The following is a 19,501-nucleotide window of genomic DNA, read 5'->3' on the forward strand; positions in this document are numbered from 1 at the left end:
GCTATTCCCGTTTCCGACGCGATTAAGCCTGCTTTCAGGCGCGCTTCTGCATGCTTTGACGCATGGCTGCTCAAAGAAATGGCCTGACAAGCCCGAATTACCGGCTAAGCTGGGCCTATTGACAAGAGAATTGAGAGACACTTCCCGCATATGAAACTGCCCATCAGCGCTTTTGCCGCCGCCGCTCTGCTTGCCCTTCCCAACACCGCTCTCGTTAGTGCCCTTGCCGCGCACGACCATGCAGTCGAGGCAAGTGCGGAAACACCCGATAGCGAAGCAGACTGGTACTTTGAGGAAAGCGATCTGCCGGTCGATGAAGGCTTCGTCTTTGGCAAGCTCGACAATGGGATGCGCTATATACTGCGCCAGAACGCGACGCCTGAGGGCACGGCGGTGGTCCGGATGCGGATCGATTCCGGCTCGCTGGTGGAAACCGAGGAAGAACGCGGCCTTGCGCATTACCTCGAACACATGGCTTTCAATGGGTCGACCAATATTCCCGAAGGCGAGATGGTCCCTCTGCTTGAACGCGAGGGTCTGGGCTTTGGCCGTGACACCAACGCCTCGACCGGCCTCAACGCCATCACCTATATGCTCAACCTGCCGCGCAATGATGAGGACCTGCTCGACACCTCGCTGATGATCATGCGTGAGACGGCAAGCGAACTGACGCTGAGCGAAGAGGCGGTGGAGCGTGAGCGCGGCGTGATCCTGGCCGAAGAACGCGACCGCCGCAATTTCCAGCGCCGAGCGCAGATAGACAATTTCGACTTCATCGCTCCCGAAGCGCGCTTTGCCCAGCGCCTGCCCATCGGCACGATCGAAGTGATCGAAGGCGCAAACTCAGCCCAGCTGCGCGCTCTGTATGAGCGCACCTACACCCCCTCCAACACCGTGCTGGTGATTGTCGGCGACTATCCGGTTGAGGTGATGGAAGCAGCGGTGCGCGAGCGTTTCTCCGACTGGACCGGCGGCCCTGTGCCAGAAGAGCCAATGACCGGCCCCGTTGATGTGACACGCAAGGGCCTGACTGACATCTATCTCGATCCCGCTCTGTCAGAGAGTGTTGATATCAGCGTCTTTGGCCCTTGGATCGACCTTCCCGACACGCAGGCCAATCGTCGCCAATCGCTGATGCGCGGGATTGCCTATGGCATCATCCAACGCCGCATGGCGCGCCTGATCCGCAGCGAGGACGCTCCCTTCCGCTCTGCCCGCTATGGCACGGGCGACCTGTTTGAGGATGCGCGCTCCACCTCGCTGAGCATCGCGAGCGAGGATGGCGAATGGCGCAAGGGCGTGCTTGCCGCTGTGCGCGAGGTGAACCAAGCGCTGACCTATGGGTTTAGCGAGGCCGAAGTGGCTGAGCAGATCGCCAACATCCGCACTTCGATTGAGAACCGCGTGGCAGGCTATAGCACCACTACGCACCGCGCATTTGCAGGCTCGGCTTTGAACCTGATTGCCAGTGATGTCGTGCCGACCACACCCGAATTTCAGCTCGCATTCTTCGAAGCGATGGAAGCCGACATCACGCCTGAAAGCGTGCACCAAGCGCTCCTCGACAGCGCGCTGCCCTTCGATGATCCACTGATCCGGTTCCAGGGCCGCACCGCGCCTGAAGGGGGCGAAGAAGCTTTGCGCGCCGCATTCAACGAAGGCTTGGCCCTCGCCATCGCACCACCCGTTGATGAGGGCGTGGCCGAGTTCGCCTACACCGATTTCGGGACGCCGGGCACGGTTGTCTCTGACACGCGCGATGATCGCCTGGGTTTCCGTTACATCACTTTCGACAATGGCGTGCGGCTGACCCTCAAACAAACCGACATCCGCGAAGATCGCGTCTCGTTTGAGGTCGCGGTTGATGGCGGCACTCTGATGAACACAGCTGACGACCCCTTGCGTACCTTCCTGATCGGATCGCTGCCCTCAGGCGGGCTCGGCGCGCACTCTGCCGACGAGATGCAGACGGTTCTGGCAGGGCGCAGCGTGGGACTGCGAATCTCCAACACATCTGATGCTTTCACCTTTGCCGGGGGCACAACGCCGCGCGATCTTCAGCTGCAAATGCAGGTCGTCGCCGCCGGGATCACTGATCCGGGCTACCGTCAGGAGGGGATCGACATCTTCCGCCGCGGGATCGACAATTTCTTCAACACCTTATACTCGACGCCGGGCCGCGCTTACTCGACTGAAGCGGGCACGATCCTGTCTGACGGCGATCCTCGCTTCTCGCTGCAATCGCGCGAAACATACTTCGCGCTCGACTTTGAGAAGCTGGAAGCTGCGGTCAGCGACCGGCTCGCCAATGGCGCGATTGAAGTCGCATTGGTCGGCGATTTGGATGAAGAAGCCGCGATTGCAGCGGTGGCCTCAACCCTAGGCGCTCTTCCCACCCGCGAGGCAGAGTTCAACCTGCGCGAAGAGGCCCGCACCCGGACCTTCACCAGCGAACGGGGCGAACGCATCATCCGCCACGAAGGGGAACCCGATGTCGCGCAGATCCGCGTCATTTGGCCCACGACTGACGACAGCGACTTGACCGAAGCGATGACAATCTCGCTCCTCTCGCGCGTCGTCCAGATCGAACTGACCGACCGACTGCGCGAAGAGCTAGGGCAGACCTACTCGCCCGGCGCATCCTCCAGCATGAGCCGCATCTACCGCGACTACGGCACACTCAGCATCATTGCCTCGGTTGAGGTTGGCGAAGTCGATGCAACCCGCGCGGCAATCCGATCACTGGTCGAGGATTTGGCCGCAGGCCCGGTCGACGCCGACACGATCGAACGGGCGCGCGAACCGATCCTGGAAAGCTACGACAACGCGCTCAAGTCACTTGGCGGATGGATGAATTTGGCCGACCGCGCGCAAAGCCAGGGCGACCGCTTGGACCGCTGGTTTGCGGGTCCTGATGAGCTCAAAGCGATCACGGGTGAGGATTTGCAGGCCATGGCACAGCGCTTCCTCGATCCTGACGATGCGGTGGTGTTCCTCGTCCTGCCCAAAGAGGCTGAGGGGGATGCAGAGGCGGGTGATACAATCGCCGAATAGTCGCTCACCTGAACCCATACGCTCACGAAAAAGGGCCAGCAGGTCGCCTCCTGCTGGCCCTTTCCTATTTGGTCAGGTCTTTCCGAGCGAGCCCGGCGATCCCTCCTAACACTCCTCGCCTCTAAGCGAATTTTACGCCGAGTCCAACACGCTTTGTTGCATCACGCGCACGTTGTAACCAACTGGCACAGCAGGAGCGGCAAAGCGGTCCGAGTGACGAAATGCTGGGTGATTGTGGCGCGAGGCCAATTGCACCTGCGCCAAGAGCAGTTATAGGCTGCGCGGGAAATCAACGCTCGATCAGGACAACGCCCATGAAAGTTCGCATTCTCGTCCGTCTCAAGCCCGGCGTGCTCGACCCGCAAGGGCGCGCGGTACACCACTCGCTCGACAGCCTTGGCTTTGAAGGGGTTGAGGATGTGCGGATTGGGCGGATGATTGAGCTGGACGTGGCGGACGGCACCTCTGACGAAACGCTCACCAAAATGTGCGAGCAGCTGCTGGCCAATATGGTGATTGAGGACTTCGCGATCGAGAAGCTCGACGGTGAGAAGGAGCCCGCCTGATGGGCCACCCGTCCAACGCATTTCAAGCCGCGGTCATCACCTTTCCCGGCTCCAACTGCGACCGCGATATGGCGGTGGCGATTGAGGCGGTGACAGGCAAGCCCGCAATCCGCGTGTGGCACGGCGATGCCGATTTGCCCGATGGTTTGGACTTCATCGCTCTGCCCGGCGGCTTCTCCTATGGCGACTATCTGCGCTCAGGCGCGATGGCTGCCAAGAGCCCGATCCTGCGCGCTGTTGTCAAAGCGGCCGAGCGCGGGGTGCCAGTTCTGGGCGTATGTAATGGCTTTCAGGTGCTGACCGAGAGCGGCCTGCTGCCCGGCGCCCTTATGCGCAATGCGGGTCAGCGCTTCGTCTGCAAGACGGTTGAGCTTGAGGTCGCGAACACGCAGTCGGTCTTCACCTCTGGTTTCGAGCCGGATGAGAAGATCCGCATTCCGGTCGCGCATCACGACGGCAATTACTTCGCCGATGAAGCCACGCTGGATACGCTCGAAAGCGAAGGCCGCGTCGCCTTCCGCTACACCGATAATCCCAACGGATCGCGCCGCGACATCGCCGGTGTTCTGAGCGCCAATGGCCGCGTGCTGGGCATGATGCCGCACCCGGAACGCGCGATGGAGCCTGCCGCCCACGCATCACTCGGCGGATCAGATGGCCGCAAGCTGTTTGAAAATGTGGTCGGAGCGCTAGTCTCAGCGTAGAACTGAGCAAACGATGCTAAAGGCATCGCAAGGGCGACCGCCCGCCCGCAGGTGCACCGGAGCCCAGATTAATCTGGGCGTAGGAGCTGCGCCGAGGACGCAGCCTCGGATGAGGCTGCGCACGAATTACGCGCTGAGGCGGCCCAGATATTCGCCGGTCTTGCTGTTGAACAAACGGCGCGCTTCTTCGCTCGACATTGGGCGGCCGAAGTAGAAGCCCTGGATCTTGTCACAGCCCAGATTGCGGATCAGCTCTGCCTGCTCAATATCCTCCACACCTTCAGCCGTGGTGGTCATCTCAAGGCTCTTTGCCATCGCGACAACGGCGTTGATGATCGCCAAGCTCTCATTCGAACCCTGCGCCGCGCCTTGAACGAAGGTGCGGTCGACCTTGATTGTAGAGAAGCGCAGTTTGCGCAGGTAGCCGAGCGAGGAATAGCCGGTACCAAAGTCATCCAGCGCGACCGAGCAGCCTAGCGCCATCGCTTGCTCAAGCGCATTACGGGCGACGCTCGCATCGCGCATGAAGATGCTTTCCGTCACCTCAATCTCAAGCCGCTCTGGACGAAGGCCACTCGCAGCCAGTGCATCGACGACTTCTTGATGGAAGTCCGGCTCCAGCAATTGTTCGGGCGACACGTTGACGTTGACCTTCACATGGTCAGGCCAGTTGCGCGCTTCAAAGCAGGCGGTGCGCAAGACCCATTTGCCGATCGGCACGATCAGGCGAGTGTCTTCAGCGAGCGGGATGAATTTGCCCGGACTGACAAAGCCATGCTCAGAACTGTTCCAGCGGACAAGCGCTTCGAAGCTAACGATATTCTCGTCCCGGGCGTTAACAACCGGCTGGTAGTGCAGCACGAACTCATCGAGGCCAAGCGCCTTGCGCAGGGACACTTCCAGTTGGCGGCGTTCCTCGGCCGAAGCGTGCAGGACAGGCTCGAAGCGGCAATGCTCTCCCCCGCCGACATCCTTCGCACGGTACAGCGCCAAGTCGGCGTTGCGCATCAGTTCCTCAACCGTCTGGCCATCGCGCGGACCGATGGCAGAGCCCACACTCGCGCCGACATAGAGCGTGTGATTGTCGACCTGATAGGGCTCGGAGAGGGTCTGGATGACGCGTGCGGCCAATGTCCGAAGGAAGTCGAGATCGCTCGCATCACGAATCACAATGGCGAATTCGTCACCGCCCAGGCGCCCAACCATGGCGTTATCGCCCATCAGCCCCTCAAGCCGCGAGGATACCTGCGCCAGCAGCTTGTCGCCGGTCATGTGGCCAAGCGAATCGTTCACCGCCTTGAACCGGTCGAGGTCGACCATCAGCAGCGCACAGCGGGTGCGCCAATGCTGGGCGTATTCCAGCGCGTCTCCCAACGCCTCGGTCAGCATTAGACGGTTCGGCAGTGAGGTGAGCGTGTCGTAGCGAGCAAGGTAAGCGATCTTCTCGCTGGATTCGCGCTGTTCGGTGACATCGGAGCCAACGCCGCGGAAGCCCGTGAACTTGCCGCGATCATCGCGGATCGGGGTGCCGGATAGCTCCCACCAGCGCTCTTCGCCGCGGATTGTGACTTGAACGATCAGGTTGGAGAAATTTTCACGATTGCGCAGCTTCTCCGCCAGTTCATGCAAACTGGCAGCGAAGTTGCCGCTCTCCCAGCTCTTTCCGGCGATCAACTGCAAGAGCGGCTGACCCTCGACCTCTTTCTCGCTGGCATTGAGCGCGAAGGCGAAACGTGGGCTGACTGAGCGCAAGCGGCGGCGGGTGTCGATTTCCCACAGCCAGTCAGCCTCGTTCTCCTCAAATTCGCGCAAGAGGAGAGAGACGACCTCTTCCTTCTCGTTTATCGCGCTTTCAGCCATGCGAGCGGTGAGATAAGTGCGCCCGACCTCAATCGTGCCCATGACCGTAGCGAGCATGAACAGGACCAGTGCGCCAACAATGTCCCACTGCTCTGTCATGGCGAAGGACGTGATTGCCGCGGAACCCAAAATGCCAATGAAAAACAGAATGTTGAGCGGGCTCGATGTATAGAAGTAAACCGTCCCTGCAATCAGCAGCATGAGCGAAATGAGGAGCGCGACTGCCTCTCCATCCGTTCCCGCCGGAGCGAATAGCAGGATCGGAACTGTCCAGCACAAGGCCGCTAGCAGCGACGTGATGGATTGTTGGCGCAGCCGGGCTTTTGCTCCGGGCACACTGACATCATCCGTCATTCGTCGATCGGCAAGCGCACCCTGCCCCTGAATTACCAACAATACGGCGAACCAAACCCCGACGGTGACCGCGCCCAGGGAATCGAAATACATTTGGGCGACGAAGATCGCCAGCAGGGTGTGAACGCAAGCGCGGTGGAAGATGAGCTTGGAAATGCCCCGAGGCTGCAGTCCACGCAGCCGCATCCAGTCCGGTCCACCGTCTTTCGATAGGCCGAGAATCTGGGATACAGGCAAGGACTGATCTACGGCCTTGGCAGGGGGATTTTCCGCTTCGCTCACCTGACGCGAATTAACTTCGAATAGTTATATTGCGGTAAAGGCCGCGCCCCTCGTTTCGACTTTTTAATCTTAAGCCGAATTAAGCACTTATTCCACGGTCACCGATTTGGCGAGATTGCGTGGTTGGTCAACGTCTGTGCCCTTCACCACCGCCACATGGTAAGCGAGCAATTGCACGGGGATAGCGTAGACCAGAGGCGCGATCAGCGGGTGGACCACCGGCATCTCGATCGTGGCGAGGCATCCCTCTCCCGCTTCGGCAATCCCTTGCGCGTCGGAAATCAACACCACTTTGCCACCGCGCGCACGCACTTCCTCCATGTTGGAGACGGTCTTTTCAAACAGCGGCCCGGACGGAGCGATAACGACCACGGGGACGTCGTCATCGATCAGCGCAATCGGCCCGTGCTTCATTTCACCCGATGCGTAGCCCTCTGCGTGTATATAACTGATTTCCTTGAGCTTCAGCGCCCCCTCAAGCGCCAGCGGGAAGTCCGCTCCGCGCCCCAGATACAGCACGTCACGCGCTGGTGCGATCAGGTGCGCCATTGCCGCAATATCATCGTCATGGCTGAGCGCTTCGTTGAGCGCGGCTGGCGCTTCGAGAAGGTGGGTGACGACATCCCGCTCTTCCTCGCGGGTCATCTTCCCCTTCTTGACCGCCATATGCGCCGCGAGCGCCGCCAGGACGGCAAGCTGGCAGGTAAACGCTTTGGTCGAGGCGACCCCGATCTCTGGCCCCGCATGGGTCGGCAGCAGCAAGTCTGCCTCGCGCGCCATGGAGCTGGTGGGAACGTTGACGACCACCGCGATAACCTGCCCTTCCGCCTTGCAGTGGCGCAACGCGGCAAGTGTGTCGGCGGTCTCCCCGCTTTGGGAGATGAACAGCGCAAGGCCACCTTCCTCCAGCACCGGCTCGCGGTAACGGAACTCGGACGCGACATCGATATCGACCGGCACGCGGGCAAACTTCTCGAACCAGTATTTGGCCACAAGACCTGCGTAATAGGAGGTGCCGCAAGCAACGATGGTGAGCCGCTTGATCGCCGAAAGGTCGAAATCAAACTGCGGCAGTGCAACCGACACGTCTTCACGCCGCAGATAAGAGCTCAGCGTCTGCGCTACTACGGTAGGCTGCTCAAAAATCTCTTTCTGCATGAAATGGCGGTAATTGCCCTTCTCCACCGCGGCGGCAGAGGCGCCCGAAGGTTGTACGGGGCGCTCCACCGGATTGTTAGCAGCATCGAATATCTGCGCGCCTTCGTGGGTGATTATGACCCAGTCGCCCTCTTCCAGATAGGCGATGCGCTGCGTTAGCGGCGCGAGCGCGAGAGCATCCGAGCCCAGGAACATCTCACCCTCGCCATAGCCCACAACCAATGGTGAGCCGAGCCGCGCTCCGACTAACATATCGGGATATTGGCGGAAGGTGATGGCAAGCGAAAAGGCGCCGCGCAGGCGTGGCAGCACATCGGCTACGGCGTCTTTGGGAGAGATGCCCTTTTCGACCCGCGAAGAGATCAGATGGGCGACGACCTCTGTATCGGTTTCGCTTTGATAGTCACGATCTTCGCCCGCCAGCTCTTCGCGCAGTGCCTTGTAGTTTTCGATGATGCCATTGTGGACCAGCGCAAGCTCCTCGGTGGCGTGGGGGTGCGCATTGGCAGCGGTCGGAGCGCCGTGGGTCGCCCATCGTGTATGCGCGATACCAACCGTGCCCGGTGCAGGCTCGTTATTGAGGACGCCGACAAGGTTCAGCAATTTGCCTTCCGCACGGCGACGGATCATCTCACCTTCGTGCTGGGTGCAGATCCCTGCGCTGTCATAGCCGCGATATTCCATCCGCCGCAGGCCATCGACCAGCCGGTCCGCCACGCTTTCAGAACTCACGATCCCGATAATGCCGCACATATTCGTCAAACTTCCCTGTTTGAGCGGGGCATCGCTTCCCCGACCTGTTTGAACTGCCCGCTAACCCTCTAAGGTTGAATAAGACTTGAAGGAAGCGCGATGTGCGCTGCTTTATGTCCGTTCTGGCGCTGGCTTTGGCGCAGGCGCCGATTTCAAGCCATCGCGCCACAGATATAAGCCTGCTGCGATAATTAAAGCCGCGCCGCCTAGCGTGTAGAGGTCAGGAATGTCGTTGAACACCAGCCAGCCCATGATGACCGCGACCAACATCTGGACATAGATCGCCGGTGCGACCTGAGCCGCTCCTGCGCGCACGGTGCCGACATACATCATCCAATGGGCGGTGCTGGCCGTGACAGCGACAAAAGCACAGCGCGCGACAACGTCCCAGCTGGGCCAACCGAAATCGAGGGTTGGCACTCCCGACAGCTTCGCGCCCGCCGCTCCGATCATCAGGATGGGCGCGCACGCCACGGCGACGAAGACTTGTGCGGCGAGGGAGCTGCTCTGCCCCGCGCTTGCCCGGTTTGTGATCATCAACATCGCGAAGAAGCAAGCGGAGATCAGCGGGAGGAGCGCTCCCCATCCAAGCTCTGCCAAATTGGGCCGCAATATGATGACAACACCGACGAGCGCCACAAGGGATACCGCATAGACCTTGGGCTTCACCTCTTCCCCCAACAGCAGGCCTGCCAGCACCTGCGTCAGGATCGGAGCGAGGAAGGCAATCGCCATCGCTTCGGCCAAGGGCATGATGTAAATCGCGGAGAAAAAGCAAGCAGAGGCAAGCGCCAAACATGTTCCGCGCGCAGCTTGCAGCTTCCAGTTTGTCGGCACGAAGGCCTGAGCCCCCTCGCTACGCCACAACAAAACAGAAAGGCCCAAAGCCCCGAAGGTAAAGCGCAAGGCAGCGACCGCGTAGGCGGGCCATTCATCGGCCATCGTCTTAATCACCGCATCACCCACTGACAGCACCGCAAACCCTGCGACTGCGATCAGCACACCGCTGCGTTCCGCCGGGCTCATAGGAAGGGCTTGATAGTCGTGTTCATGCGCGCCGCTTGCGCCAACGCTGCGCCGAACGCAAGGTCTGTGAACGGCATCGCGAAATCGCCGCATGCGATCATGGTTTACGGTTGCTTAAGCCCCTCCCTGTAGCACGCTTGCAAACGCACGCGTCTGCCTCCCTTGTGAGAGACGCCGAACGGGGGTTCGAACCTAAGAACTATGACGAAGCTCATTATCCAGATTCCCTGCCTGAACGAGGCTGAGGTTCTGCCTGATACTCTGGCCAAGCTGCCACGCAGCATTCCGGGCATCGACACGATTGAGTATCTGATCATCGACGATGGCAGCTCAGATGATACGTCGGGCGTCGCCAAGCGCTGGGGCGTGCACCATGTTGTTCGCCACCGCCGGAATCGCGGGCTGGCAGAAGCGTTCCGCTCCGGCATCGATAAGTGCCTGGCAGAAGGCGCGGACATCATCGTCAACACCGATGCGGACGGGCAATATGAAGGCGGCGACATCGCCAAGATCGTCGCGCCTGTCGCCGCAGGCGAAGCAGACATCTGCATCGGCGACCGCTCGGTTGGCAACAATGCGCATTTTGGTGCGGGCAAACGCTTGCTCCAGCGCCTCGGCTCCTATGTGGTGCGCACTCTGTCTGCGACGGACATCACCGATGCAGTCAGCGGTTTCCGCGCGATCAGCCGCGATGCAGCGCAGCGGATCAACATCACGACAGAGTTCAGCTACACAACTGACATGCTGATCCAGGCGGGCCGCAAGCGCCTCGCCATCACCAGCGTGCCAATCCGCACCCATGCGGCAACGCGCCCGTCACGGCTGTTCAAGTCGATCCCGAAGTTTATTCAGCAAACCGGCGTCACGATCCTGCGCGCTTATACGACCTTCAATTCGCTGCGCGTGTTTGTGGGCTTGGGCATGCTCGCAACGATCGTCGGCCTGTTTCCCATCGGCCGCTTCCTTTGGTTCTTTGCCAACGGCGATGGCGATGGCCACATCCAGTCGCTGGTCATCGGCGGAGCGCTGCTGACCGTGGGCGTGCTGGTCATGACTTTGGGCATTCTGGCTGACTTGATTGCCACCAACCGCAAACTGCTCGAGGCGAACATGCTGAAGCTGCGCCGGATTGAAGAGCAGTTGAGCCGCGTTGAGGAGACTGCGGAGACTTCCGAGGAGTCTGCTCAGCCGACAACACTTCCCCCTCAGCATCGAGCCGCGTCATAAACATGGACGTCGCTGTTGCGCCCCCCGAGCTGGGCAATTCTCAGCCTGCCGCCCCTTCCACGCAGCGCGAAGTGCCGCTGCGCTGGCTGCTGGCCCTTGTTGGCGTCATGGCGGCGATGCAGCTTTCGATGGCGCTCGGCCGTTCGATCAATTGGGATGAGTTCTGGTTCTACAGCCAGGTCGAGGTCGTCGCTCGCGGAGAATTCATTCAACCGCTTCAGACGATTCACACGCGCTTGTTCTTCTGGCTGCCGGGAGTTGGCGGCTCAGAGATTGATCGCATCCTGATCGCGCGGGTCGTCATGTGGCTGTGTGCGCTGGTGACAGCGGGCGGTATCTATCTGCTGGCGGAGAAATTCTCCGACAAACGCACCGCTCTGCTCGCGGTCGCCGCCTATATGGGCGCAGGGTTCGTTCTCCAGCATTCGATCTCATTCCGCGTTGATCCGATTGTGACCGCGCTGCTGACATCAGCCCTCGCCATCGCCGCACGCACGCGGCTTAGCGCTATATGGATCGCTGTGCTCGGCGCGCTGATTGGTCTTGCCGCTATGGTCACGATCAAGTTTGTTCTGTGGGCGCCCGCCTTTGCTGGGATCGCTCTGTGGAAGTGGCACGATACGCAATATGACTGGCGCTATATCGCGCGTTGGATCGGTGCCGGTACCGTTTCGCTTGGCGTCTTCGCCATCCTTTACGCATTGCACTCGGTCGATGGCGCGGGGGCGCAGTCGAACGAAGTGGCTGGCGGGATTTTGGAGCGCACATCGGGCAAGATGTTCGGCTTCCTCAACAGCCCGCATTTGCCGATGATCGGCAAGGCTGTCTTCACTGGACTGCCGCTGACGCTTGCCATCCTGCTTGTGCCCAGCGTGGTGCTTCGGTTGGAGTTGCCGCTGGCCAAGCGGATCGCGCTGATGGCCCTGTGGTTCCCGGTATTGACCCCGGTCTACTACCTGAACTCGCTGCCCTATTTCTACGCCTTCATTCTTCCTCCTGTCGCCGTGGCTTGCGCGTTCAGCCTGCCGGTCTTCATCAAGCGCTATGGCATGGCAATTGTTGCCGGCTTTATCGGCCTAAGCGCAGTGATGGTCTGGGCAGTCGATACGCGCGGGGTGACGGATCGCCAGCGCGTGTTGATCGCCGCTGTGCATCAGGTCTTCCCTGAGCCTGTCCCCTATTTCGACTGCTGCGGCATGATCGGAACCTTCCCCAAGCAGAACGAGTTCCTGACCCGCTGGGGGGTTGAGAAATATTTGATGGCGGGCGAGCCTGCGCTCTTAAACGCGATGCAGAAGACACCTGTGCCATTGGTGCTCGACAACAACCGCCAGTTTTCAAGGCTGATCGAGAATGGCGATGCCAGCGAGTTCCTACCCGCTGATGCCGAGGCGCTGACCTCGACCTACATCCGTTTCTGGGCCGACATCTATGTTGCTGGACGGGAATTGGAAGGCGGGGATAGCCTGGAATGGAACGTGCTGGTTCCCGGCACTTACACAGTCGAAGGCGAGATGCTGATTGATGGTGAGACCTATTCTGATGGCGCCCTGGTAAAGCTGACCAGGGGTACCACCGCCCTCTCCAATCCGAGTGCCGAGACAGCTCGTTTGGTTTGGGGCGAGAACCCGGTTCGCCCGGATATTGAGCCGGTTGGTTTCTACTGGACCGCATGGTGATGAACGCAGCAGATCCTCGGCTCCCTGTGGCAGGCGCCCCCACCATGACACAGCGGCTGACCTCCGCCGTCAAAGCGGTGAACCGCGCGCTCGCACCATGGCGCACAGCCATTATCGCGGTGTGCGCAGCGCTGTTTGTTGGCGGCTTGTGGATTTCTGCAAACCGGTTGGAGGTTCGCATTGCCGACCTCGACTGGCGCGCAATCGGCCTATCAGCGCTGATCGCGGTGCCGCTCAGCATGGTTTATGGCGCACTCAATTACATGATCCTGGCACGCGGAGCCGGGATCAAGGCGCGGTTTGGGCCCTCGCTCAAAGTGTCCTGTGTGGCCGCCTTTGCTGAATTTCTCCCCCTTCCCGGAGGCGCAATGGTGCGCGGTGGCGCTCTCATGCGCGATGGAGCAAGCGCAATGAACGCCGGGCTCCATGTCACTGTAAACGCCCTGCTTTGGATCGCCTGTGCGGCCCTTGCCGCGGGCATCGCATTGGGACTTACACATCCAGTCGCGCAGGTGATTGGCTTAGGTGGAGCTGTCGGAGTGCTGCTTTGCAGCTTCTGGATCGCCAAACATGCCAACGTCGGCATCGCTATAGCCGCGCTGCTGATGCGGATTGTCGGCCTAGGCATTGCTGGGATGCGCATAGCGCTCGGCTTCCTTGCGATCGGCCTCACGCTTGGAGCCGCCGATCTTTATCCCTTTGTTTTTGCCAATATTGCAGGCTCAGCCGCCGCGATTGCCCCTGGTGGACTTGGCATCAGCGAGATTATGGCAGCCTCCATCGCCACCCTTTCAACCGTCGCACCGGAAGCGGCGTTCCTCGCCGTGGGTCTCAACCGTCTGATCGGCCTCGCCGTGAGCGGCCTTGCGACTGGCTTTATCACTGTTACTTCTGGAAATCATGGACCAACCCAAGATGGCTAAGCACCTTGTTTTCATCGCGTCGGGTGGACGCACCGGGACCAATTTCTTCGGCGATCAATTGCGCGAATGTATCGACAATTGCTGGTCTGAGCATGAGCCGGACATGTTCGCTGGCATGTCTGAACTGACCGCGGAGCGTATCAAGCGCTTTGGCCTGAAACACATGATTATCGACCGCGCGCTGGGCAAAACGGGTCTGCGCATCCTTGGTACCAAGTATATGCTCGGGCAATTGAGCCTTGAGGACGCGGCCAAACAATTGCGCGACGAACGCGCCCGCTATCATGCCATGCTGGATCAGGATCTGGTCATTGAGAGCTATTGCCGCTGGTGGATGTTTGCCGACCGCATCAACGACATCTTCCCTGAGGCAAAGACCGTCGGCGTTGTGCGCGACCCGCGCAGCTGGATTGCATCGTGGCAATCCCACCACCCGCGGATGGGCTATGTTCCCTTCTCCCACCACTTTCCACCCGGCCCGCTGACCCCGGCCAAGATGGGCGATGCAAAGAATGCTGCGCGGTGGGAGCAAATGGGTCCTGTCGGGCGTCTGGCTTGGCACTGGAACGTCATCAACACCAAGCTTGCCGATGCGGCTGAAAGCAACGCGAACCTGCGCCTCTTCCGCTTCGAGGACCTGTTTGGAGGGGACGAGGCTGTGCTGAATGACCTGCTCGGCTTTGTGTCGAGCTTCCGGGACAAAGCCTACAACGTGACTTCGGCAGCGCCCCTTCACACGCCCAAGAAGAATTCCAGCAAAGCGAAAGCTGAAGATTGGACTTTCTGGAGCGACGAAGAAAAGGCGCTGGTCAACGAGATTTGCGGGCCAACAATGGAACGTTGCGGTTACGAGCCGCTGCCGCTCCGCTCGCTCGCGGCCTGATCCAGTTTCTCGATCAAGGTCGCAACACCGGCATCAGGACTAAGAGCGCGGATCGCTTCTTGAGGGAGTGCTGTAAGCGCCTGCTCTCCTGAAAACGCCGCTGATACCGCGTCGAAAAGCGCTTGCGCATCGTCCGCTGGTACCGTGCGAATAGCCTCAGGAAACTGCGCGGCAAGTCCATCAACCGCAGGGCTTGCGCGGGTGATAACCGGCTTACCCATGGCCGCTTGCTGAAACAGCTTGTTGGGGATGACCCGCGCGGCTTTCTCAGTCGCTCCGAAAACGCCAAGGCAGATGTCAGCACGCGCAATCAGGGCTGGAAGGCGTGGATAGTCAACCCATTCAATCCATTCGATATTGCTGTCCTCGCGCGCAATCTCTTCGCGCAAGAGCGGTTCCAGCTGCCCCTTGCCCACAACCACCCAGCGCGCCTCCAAATCGCGCGCCAGACGCGCCGCATCGAGGATCGTTGGAAGGCCGTGGAGCGGGATTAGCTGGCCGTAAAAGAGGACAATTGGACGTCCATCATCGGGGCCGAGTAGATCGTCGCAACGGTCATCGCCCAGTGCATCCGGTGCAAAACCCGCCTCTGCCCCGACCAGCACTGTGACAAAGCGCTGTTTCGGCAATCCGAACTCGGTTGCGAAATAGTCGCCATGGCTATCTGTATCGACAAGGATCACATCCGCGCAGCTCAAAGCGAGCTTCTCAAACCGCCAGATTGCGCGGGAAATCAGGCCCTTGCCAACCAAGGCCCGGTCACCTGCAATCGTGTCATAAATGGGTAGGAACGCATCGAGGATGATCTTGCGCCGCATCAGACGCGCGATCGGGGTGAGCATTATTATCTCGATGATGCCGGGATAGGGCAGCAAAATCGCCGCTCCTTTGGGACTGCGCGCCAGCCGGTAGAGCGCTTTGGGATATCCAAGTGCAATTCGGAAAAGCACGCCCAGCACGGCCAGTTTGGAAGGGACATTGGTCTCCGCCACCCGCTCCCACGCGGGGATGAGAATGTCATCAGCGAGCACCCCAGCCCTGCGCAATGCCGCGATCAGCAATCGCACACGCGGCTTGCGTGTATCGTACCCTCCAAATGCAATGATCTTTGTGGTCACGCGGGCTAACTCTCACCGATTAAGACCTTTCCTAACCACAGCGCCCGCACAACCCAAGCGCGGGCAAGCTTCCATGCACATTCGTCTTTGGGCCCAGCAATCCAAGGCCGCTGGGAAAAACCGCCCCTTCCTGTGGCTTCGCAAAGCGCATGTGAGTTGGATACCCTTAGGAAAAAAATAAGGTTTCCGAATTATTCACCACATTCAGAGAGGCGCTGTTCGCGATGTCGTGAGCATGAGCGTCATGGATTTTCATGTTGGCCTGGGGGCAATGCAAATGAGCGCATTCGGGAAAAAGGGTGGCGCAGGCGGAATGAGACCTGGTGCCAAGCCCGCTTTTGGTGTGGCTCGTCCGATGAAGGGTGGCGGCAAGTCCGAAGAGGGCGAAGGCGGCGAACAGTTCCCTCCTCTGCCCGAAGAAGGCGGAAGCTCTGAACCTGCGAAATCCGCAGCACCTCCGCCAAAGGCTGCTAAGGGCGGCAACTCCACCGCCAATGCGATGGATCGCCTGACCGAGCGCATGAATGCAACCCACGCCGCCGAAGCGGAAGCTGGCGGGTTTGAGGCAAGCGTCCACAAGATCAAAGAGCAAGTGCTGCCGCGCCTGCTCGAACGCGTCGACCCCGAAGCGGCGGCGACACTTTCCAAAGAAGAGCTGTCGGAAGAATTCCGCCCGATCATCATGGAAGTGCTGGCCGAGCTGAAGGTCACACTGAACCGCCGCGAGCAATTTGCTCTTGAAAAAGTTCTGATTGACGAATTGCTGGGCTTTGGTCCGCTCGAAGAGCTGCTCAATGACCCGGACGTGTCCGATATCATGGTCAACGGCCCCGACCAGACCTACATCGAGAAAAAGGGTAAGCTGATCATCGCGCCGATCCGGTTCCGCGATGAGCAGCACCTGTTCCAGATCGCTCAGCGCATCGTGAACCAGGTCGGCCGTCGCGTCGACCAGACCACGCCGCTGGCTGACGCCCGCTTGAAAGACGGCTCTCGTGTGAACGTCATCGTTCCACCGCTGTCCTTGCGCGGCACCGCGATCTCCATTCGTAAGTTCTCCGAGAAACCGATCACCTTGGACATGCTCAAGGAATTCGGCTCAATGTCGGAGAAAATGTGTACCGCTTTGAAGATCGCGGGCGCATGCCGGATGAACATCGTTATCTCGGGCGGTACGGGTTCTGGTAAAACGACCATGCTCAACGCCCTGTCGAAAATGATCGACCCGGGTGAGCGCGTTCTGACGATTGAGGACGCCGCCGAACTTCGTCTGCAACAACCGCACTGGCTGCCGCTCGAAACGCGTCCGCCTAACCTTGAAGGGCAAGGCGCGATCACCATCGGTGACCTTGTGAAGAACGCCCTGCGTATGCGTCCTGACCGGATCATCCTGGGTGAGATTCGTGGCGCAGAATGTTTCGACCTTCTCGCCGCGATGAACACGGGCCACGATGGCTCCATGTGTACGCTCCACGCCAACTCTCCGCGTGAGTGCCTTGGCCGTATGGAGAACATGATCCTGATGGGAGACATCAAGATCCCGAAGGAAGCTATCTCCCGCCAGATCGCAGAATCGGTTGACCTGATCGTTCAGGTGAAGCGTCTGCGCGACGGCTCACGCCGCACCACCAACATCACCGAGGTGATCGGGATGGAAGGCGACGTGATCGTGACGCAGGAGCTGTTCAAGTTCGAATATTTGGACGAGAGCGACGACGGCAAGATCATGGGCGAATTCCGCTCAAGCGGCCTGCGCCCCTACACGCTGGAGAAAGCTCGTCAGTTCGGGTTTGACCAGGCGTATCTTGAGGCGTGTTTGTAAGCGTTTAACCGCGCTTTACAAATTCCCCAGCACAACCGGCACGCTCATCGCGAGGCAGCCGCCGCCGATTATGGCGAGACTGATGAACAGGGTCGTCCACGGCATGAAGCCGACTTTCTCGAGCCGGTCGTGCGAGCGCCTTTTGTCGCGCAGCTTCTCCATGCCCAGACATATCGCAGCCAGCACCCAGCAGGCCCCGCCCAGCAAAGCGAATTGCACAGCATCGCTTGCGAGCGCGATTTGATTGAGCCAGTTCATCGCGCAGTGATTTAGTCAAAGCTAATGATTGCGCAATCCCACCCGCCCCCTAAAGCGGCCTTCTATGGATGGCTCCGTCGCTCGCCCTCGCCCGTTTCTCGCTTTGGGCATCCGTCTGGCTGCGGCGGCGACGCTTGCGACCATGTCGATGCTGGTCAAATTGGCCGGGGAGCGTGGGGCCGAGCTGACCGAGCTCATTTTCTGGCGTCAGGCGATCACCTTGGTCTGCGTCGCCGGATTGCTGATGGCGATGGGACGGCTCGCCGATATCAAGACGAAACGCCTGGGCGCGCATGGTCGTAGAGCCGCTGCGGGGCTGGTCGGCATGTTCTTCGTTTACGGCGCAGTCATGCTGCTGCCTTTGGCCGAGGCGACTGCGATCAGTTTCACAGGGCCCTTCTTTGCCGTGATGCTGTCGGTCATCCTGTTCAAGGAGAAGGTCGGCAAATATCGCTGGGGCGCCGTCCTATTAGGATTTGCCGGAGTGCTGGTCCTCACCCAGCCCGCTTTCGGCCTTGGCGCGGCAAGCGGAATTGACCCGGTCGGCGCTTTGGTCGGTCTGATCGCGGCATTCCTCGTGCCCTTGATCAGTTTCCAGATTCAGGACCTCAACAAGACAGAGAGTCCTTGGAGCATCGTTTTCTGGTTCACCGCTTTCAGCACGCCGGTCATGGCGATTGCCATGCCCTTCGTCTTCACCCCGCATGACGCGACGACCTGGTGGATCATCATCGCCATGGCGCTTTGCGGAGCGCTCGCCCAACTGCTCCTTACCGCGTCTTTGCGGTTCGGTTCTGCGGGCGTGATCCTGTTGATGGACTACACCGCGTTGCTTTGGGCAACCGGTTACGGATTTCTCGTTTTCGAGCGCGCGCCCACAGCGAATCTTTGGCTCGGCGCTCCGCTTATCATCGGTGCAGGGCTACTCATCGCATGGAGAGAGCGGAAACTGGCACAAGCGGCGCAAAAGGGTGAAACAGTCCCTACCTAGCATGCACGCATTTAGACGTGAAAGGACCTAAACATGCCCCGCATTACGCTCAAAAAGACAGCTCTAACGGCCGCTCTCGCCGCGCTGACGCTCTCCAGCACCGCCTGCAACACGGTTCAGGGCCTGGGAGAGGACATCTCCTCAGTCGGCCGCGCCGGTGAAGATGTGATCGACGGCGACGAGTAAAGGTGATTCTAACCCTCTGATCTATAGACCAAAATCAGAATGTTAGCAGGCATCTCATAGCGCGCACTACGGGTAAGGCCGGAGGTGAGCGCTAACCTGTCCATTTTCTCAGCATCGCGGATGCCCCAGTCCGGATTGCGGCTGCGCAAAGATTGGTCAAAGGCAAGATTGGAGGGCGCGGGTTCCACATCCTGCTCAAAATATGGGCCATAGAGAATAAGCGGCATATTCTTGCCGCGTAAGGATTGAGCAGCGCCCGCGAACAATCCTTCGGTGGCAGACCAGGGCGAGATGTGGGTCATGTTGATGCACACAATTGCATCACAGGCGCGGCAATTCCATTCCTGGGGTGCCTGCGCATCGAGCAACAGGGGCGAAAGCACATTCGGGCGGCCACTTTCGGCCCGATACGCCTCGATCGAGGCGATGGCTTCCGGGTCTGCATCGCTCGGCTGCCATGTCAGGTTCGGAAAGTTTTTAGCGAACCAAACGGCATGCTCGCCCGAGCCACTGGCGACCTCCAGAACCGTGCCCGACCCCGGTAGTTCGATTTCCAAGACATCGGCAATCACATCACGATTGCGCAAGGTCGCAGGGGCGTGTCTCTTCATGGCAAAGTCTCTTCGCGATCAAGATAGTTGGATGGCAAGAATTTGA

General features: G+C 59.9%; 16 protein-coding genes. 10 read left to right on the top strand and 6 right to left on the bottom strand.

Annotation, left to right across the window (positions count from 1 at the left end; genetic code table 11):
- The first annotated feature begins 150 nt into the window (after positions 1-150).
- The 3 genes from AC0V6X_RS08600 to purQ all read left to right on the top strand — a co-directional run bounded on the left by AC0V6X_RS08600 (position 151) and on the right by purQ (position 4,324).
- On the top strand, positions 151-3,054 hold the full coding sequence (locus tag AC0V6X_RS08600; RefSeq protein WP_486184151.1) for a M16 family metallopeptidase: 2,904 nt from the start codon (positions 151-153) through the stop codon (positions 3,052-3,054).
- A gap of 314 nt (positions 3,055-3,368) precedes the next feature.
- Positions 3,369-3,620, top strand: coding sequence for a phosphoribosylformylglycinamidine synthase subunit PurS (purS, locus tag AC0V6X_RS08605; RefSeq protein ID WP_486184152.1), 252 nt, complete (start codon positions 3,369-3,371; stop codon positions 3,618-3,620).
- Positions 3,620-4,324: a phosphoribosylformylglycinamidine synthase subunit PurQ gene (gene purQ, locus AC0V6X_RS08610; protein WP_486184153.1), complete on the top strand. Its 705-nt coding sequence runs from the start codon at positions 3,620-3,622 to the stop codon at positions 4,322-4,324. Before purS ends, purQ begins: the two co-directional genes overlap by 1 nt.
- 126 nt (positions 4,325-4,450) lie before the next feature.
- On the opposite strand, the gene AC0V6X_RS08615 is transcribed toward purQ, so the two are convergent.
- From AC0V6X_RS08615 to AC0V6X_RS08625, 3 genes are all read right to left on the bottom strand, one after another.
- Positions 4,451-6,724: a putative bifunctional diguanylate cyclase/phosphodiesterase gene (locus AC0V6X_RS08615; RefSeq protein WP_486185549.1), complete on the bottom strand. Its 2,274-nt coding sequence runs from the start codon at positions 6,722-6,724 to the stop codon at positions 4,451-4,453.
- A gap of 183 nt (positions 6,725-6,907) precedes the next feature.
- The gene (gene glmS, locus AC0V6X_RS08620) at positions 6,908-8,731 is read right to left on the bottom strand and encodes a glutamine--fructose-6-phosphate transaminase (isomerizing) (RefSeq protein ID WP_486185550.1); all 1,824 of its coding nucleotides are present in this window, start codon (positions 8,729-8,731) and stop codon (positions 6,908-6,910) included.
- A gap of 111 nt (positions 8,732-8,842) precedes the next feature.
- Complete coding sequence (locus AC0V6X_RS08625; protein ID WP_486184154.1) at positions 8,843-9,850, bottom strand: DMT family transporter; 1,008 nt, start codon at positions 9,848-9,850, stop codon at positions 8,843-8,845.
- Between the two features lie 108 nt (positions 9,851-9,958).
- On the opposite strand from AC0V6X_RS08625, the gene AC0V6X_RS08630 reads away from it, so the two are divergent.
- Genes AC0V6X_RS08630 through AC0V6X_RS08645 form a run of 4 tightly spaced genes read left to right on the top strand, consistent with a single transcriptional unit; the run spans position 9,959 to position 14,469 of the window.
- A complete protein-coding gene (locus tag AC0V6X_RS08630; RefSeq protein WP_486184155.1) occupies positions 9,959-10,984 on the top strand; it encodes a glycosyltransferase family 2 protein in 1,026 nt (341 codons plus the stop codon).
- Between the two features lie 2 nt (positions 10,985-10,986).
- Complete coding sequence (locus AC0V6X_RS08635) at positions 10,987-12,663, top strand: ArnT family glycosyltransferase (protein ID WP_486184156.1); 1,677 nt, start codon at positions 10,987-10,989, stop codon at positions 12,661-12,663.
- Between the two features lie 44 nt (positions 12,664-12,707).
- Entirely contained in the window at positions 12,708-13,586 is an 879-nt protein-coding gene (locus AC0V6X_RS08640) for a hypothetical protein (RefSeq protein WP_486184157.1), read from the top strand.
- Positions 13,579-14,469 (top strand): sulfotransferase, encoded by an 891-nt coding sequence (locus AC0V6X_RS08645; protein ID WP_486184158.1) that lies wholly within the window; start codon positions 13,579-13,581, stop codon positions 14,467-14,469. The genes AC0V6X_RS08640 and AC0V6X_RS08645 overlap by 8 nt, the downstream gene beginning before the upstream one ends.
- Here the strand turns inward: AC0V6X_RS08645 and AC0V6X_RS08650 are convergent.
- Complete coding sequence (locus AC0V6X_RS08650; RefSeq protein WP_486184159.1) at positions 14,433-15,587, bottom strand: glycosyltransferase; 1,155 nt, start codon at positions 15,585-15,587, stop codon at positions 14,433-14,435. The genes AC0V6X_RS08645 and AC0V6X_RS08650 overlap by 37 nt on opposite strands.
- Positions 15,588-15,900: 313 nt before the next feature.
- On the opposite strand from AC0V6X_RS08650, the gene AC0V6X_RS08655 reads away from it, so the two are divergent.
- Positions 15,901-17,409: a TadA family conjugal transfer-associated ATPase gene (locus AC0V6X_RS08655; RefSeq protein WP_486184160.1), complete on the top strand. Its 1,509-nt coding sequence runs from the start codon at positions 15,901-15,903 to the stop codon at positions 17,407-17,409.
- Positions 17,410-17,424: 15 nt separating this feature from the next.
- Here the strand turns inward: AC0V6X_RS08655 and AC0V6X_RS08660 are convergent, their stop codons facing one another.
- Positions 17,425-17,667, bottom strand: coding sequence for a hypothetical protein (locus AC0V6X_RS08660; RefSeq protein ID WP_486184161.1), 243 nt, complete (start codon positions 17,665-17,667; stop codon positions 17,425-17,427).
- A gap of 64 nt (positions 17,668-17,731) precedes the next feature.
- Here AC0V6X_RS08660 and AC0V6X_RS08665 point away from each other — a divergent pair, with 64 nt between their 5' ends.
- Entirely contained in the window at positions 17,732-18,658 is a 927-nt protein-coding gene (locus AC0V6X_RS08665) for a DMT family transporter (RefSeq protein ID WP_486184162.1), read from the top strand.
- 33 nt (positions 18,659-18,691) lie between these two features.
- Complete coding sequence (locus AC0V6X_RS08670; protein WP_486184163.1) at positions 18,692-18,844, top strand: entericidin A/B family lipoprotein; 153 nt, start codon at positions 18,692-18,694, stop codon at positions 18,842-18,844.
- Between the two features lie 8 nt (positions 18,845-18,852).
- Here AC0V6X_RS08670 and AC0V6X_RS08675 read toward each other — a convergent pair whose 3' ends face one another.
- Positions 18,853-19,455, bottom strand: a complete 603-nt coding sequence (locus AC0V6X_RS08675) for a DUF938 domain-containing protein (RefSeq protein ID WP_486184164.1) — start codon at positions 19,453-19,455, stop codon at positions 18,853-18,855.
- Between the last annotated feature and the right edge of the window lie 46 nt (positions 19,456-19,501).

The sequence above is a fragment of the Erythrobacter sp. S267 genome (assembly GCF_057365045.1).

Bases quoted from the DNA above. Each gene is read 5' to 3' on its own strand.
- AC0V6X_RS08600 (WP_486184151.1), top strand. From the start codon at position 151: ATGAAACTGCCCATCAGCGCTTTTGCCGCCGCCGCTCTGCTTGCCCTT.
- purS (WP_486184152.1), top strand. From the start codon at position 3,369: ATGAAAGTTCGCATTCTCGTCCGTCTCAAGCCCGGCGTGCTCGACCCG.
- purQ (WP_486184153.1), top strand. From the start codon at position 3,620: ATGGGCCACCCGTCCAACGCATTTCAAGCCGCGGTCATCACCTTTCCC.
- AC0V6X_RS08615 (WP_486185549.1), bottom strand. From the start codon at position 6,724: ATGCGGCTGCGTGGACTGCAGCCTCGGGGCATTTCCAAGCTCATCTTC.
- glmS (WP_486185550.1), bottom strand. From the start codon at position 8,731: ATGTGCGGCATTATCGGGATCGTGAGTTCTGAAAGCGTGGCGGACCGG.
- AC0V6X_RS08625 (WP_486184154.1), bottom strand. From the start codon at position 9,850: ATGCGGCGATTTCGCGATGCCGTTCACAGACCTTGCGTTCGGCGCAGC.
- AC0V6X_RS08630 (WP_486184155.1), top strand. From the start codon at position 9,959: ATGACGAAGCTCATTATCCAGATTCCCTGCCTGAACGAGGCTGAGGTT.
- AC0V6X_RS08635 (WP_486184156.1), top strand. From the start codon at position 10,987: ATGGACGTCGCTGTTGCGCCCCCCGAGCTGGGCAATTCTCAGCCTGCC.
- AC0V6X_RS08640 (WP_486184157.1), top strand. From the start codon at position 12,708: ATGACACAGCGGCTGACCTCCGCCGTCAAAGCGGTGAACCGCGCGCTC.
- AC0V6X_RS08645 (WP_486184158.1), top strand. From the start codon at position 13,579: ATGGCTAAGCACCTTGTTTTCATCGCGTCGGGTGGACGCACCGGGACC.
- AC0V6X_RS08655 (WP_486184160.1), top strand. From the start codon at position 15,901: ATGAGACCTGGTGCCAAGCCCGCTTTTGGTGTGGCTCGTCCGATGAAG.
- AC0V6X_RS08660 (WP_486184161.1), bottom strand. From the start codon at position 17,667: ATGAACTGGCTCAATCAAATCGCGCTCGCAAGCGATGCTGTGCAATTC.
- AC0V6X_RS08665 (WP_486184162.1), top strand. From the start codon at position 17,732: ATGGATGGCTCCGTCGCTCGCCCTCGCCCGTTTCTCGCTTTGGGCATC.
- AC0V6X_RS08670 (WP_486184163.1), top strand. From the start codon at position 18,692: ATGCCCCGCATTACGCTCAAAAAGACAGCTCTAACGGCCGCTCTCGCC.
- AC0V6X_RS08675 (WP_486184164.1), bottom strand. From the start codon at position 19,455: ATGAAGAGACACGCCCCTGCGACCTTGCGCAATCGTGATGTGATTGCC.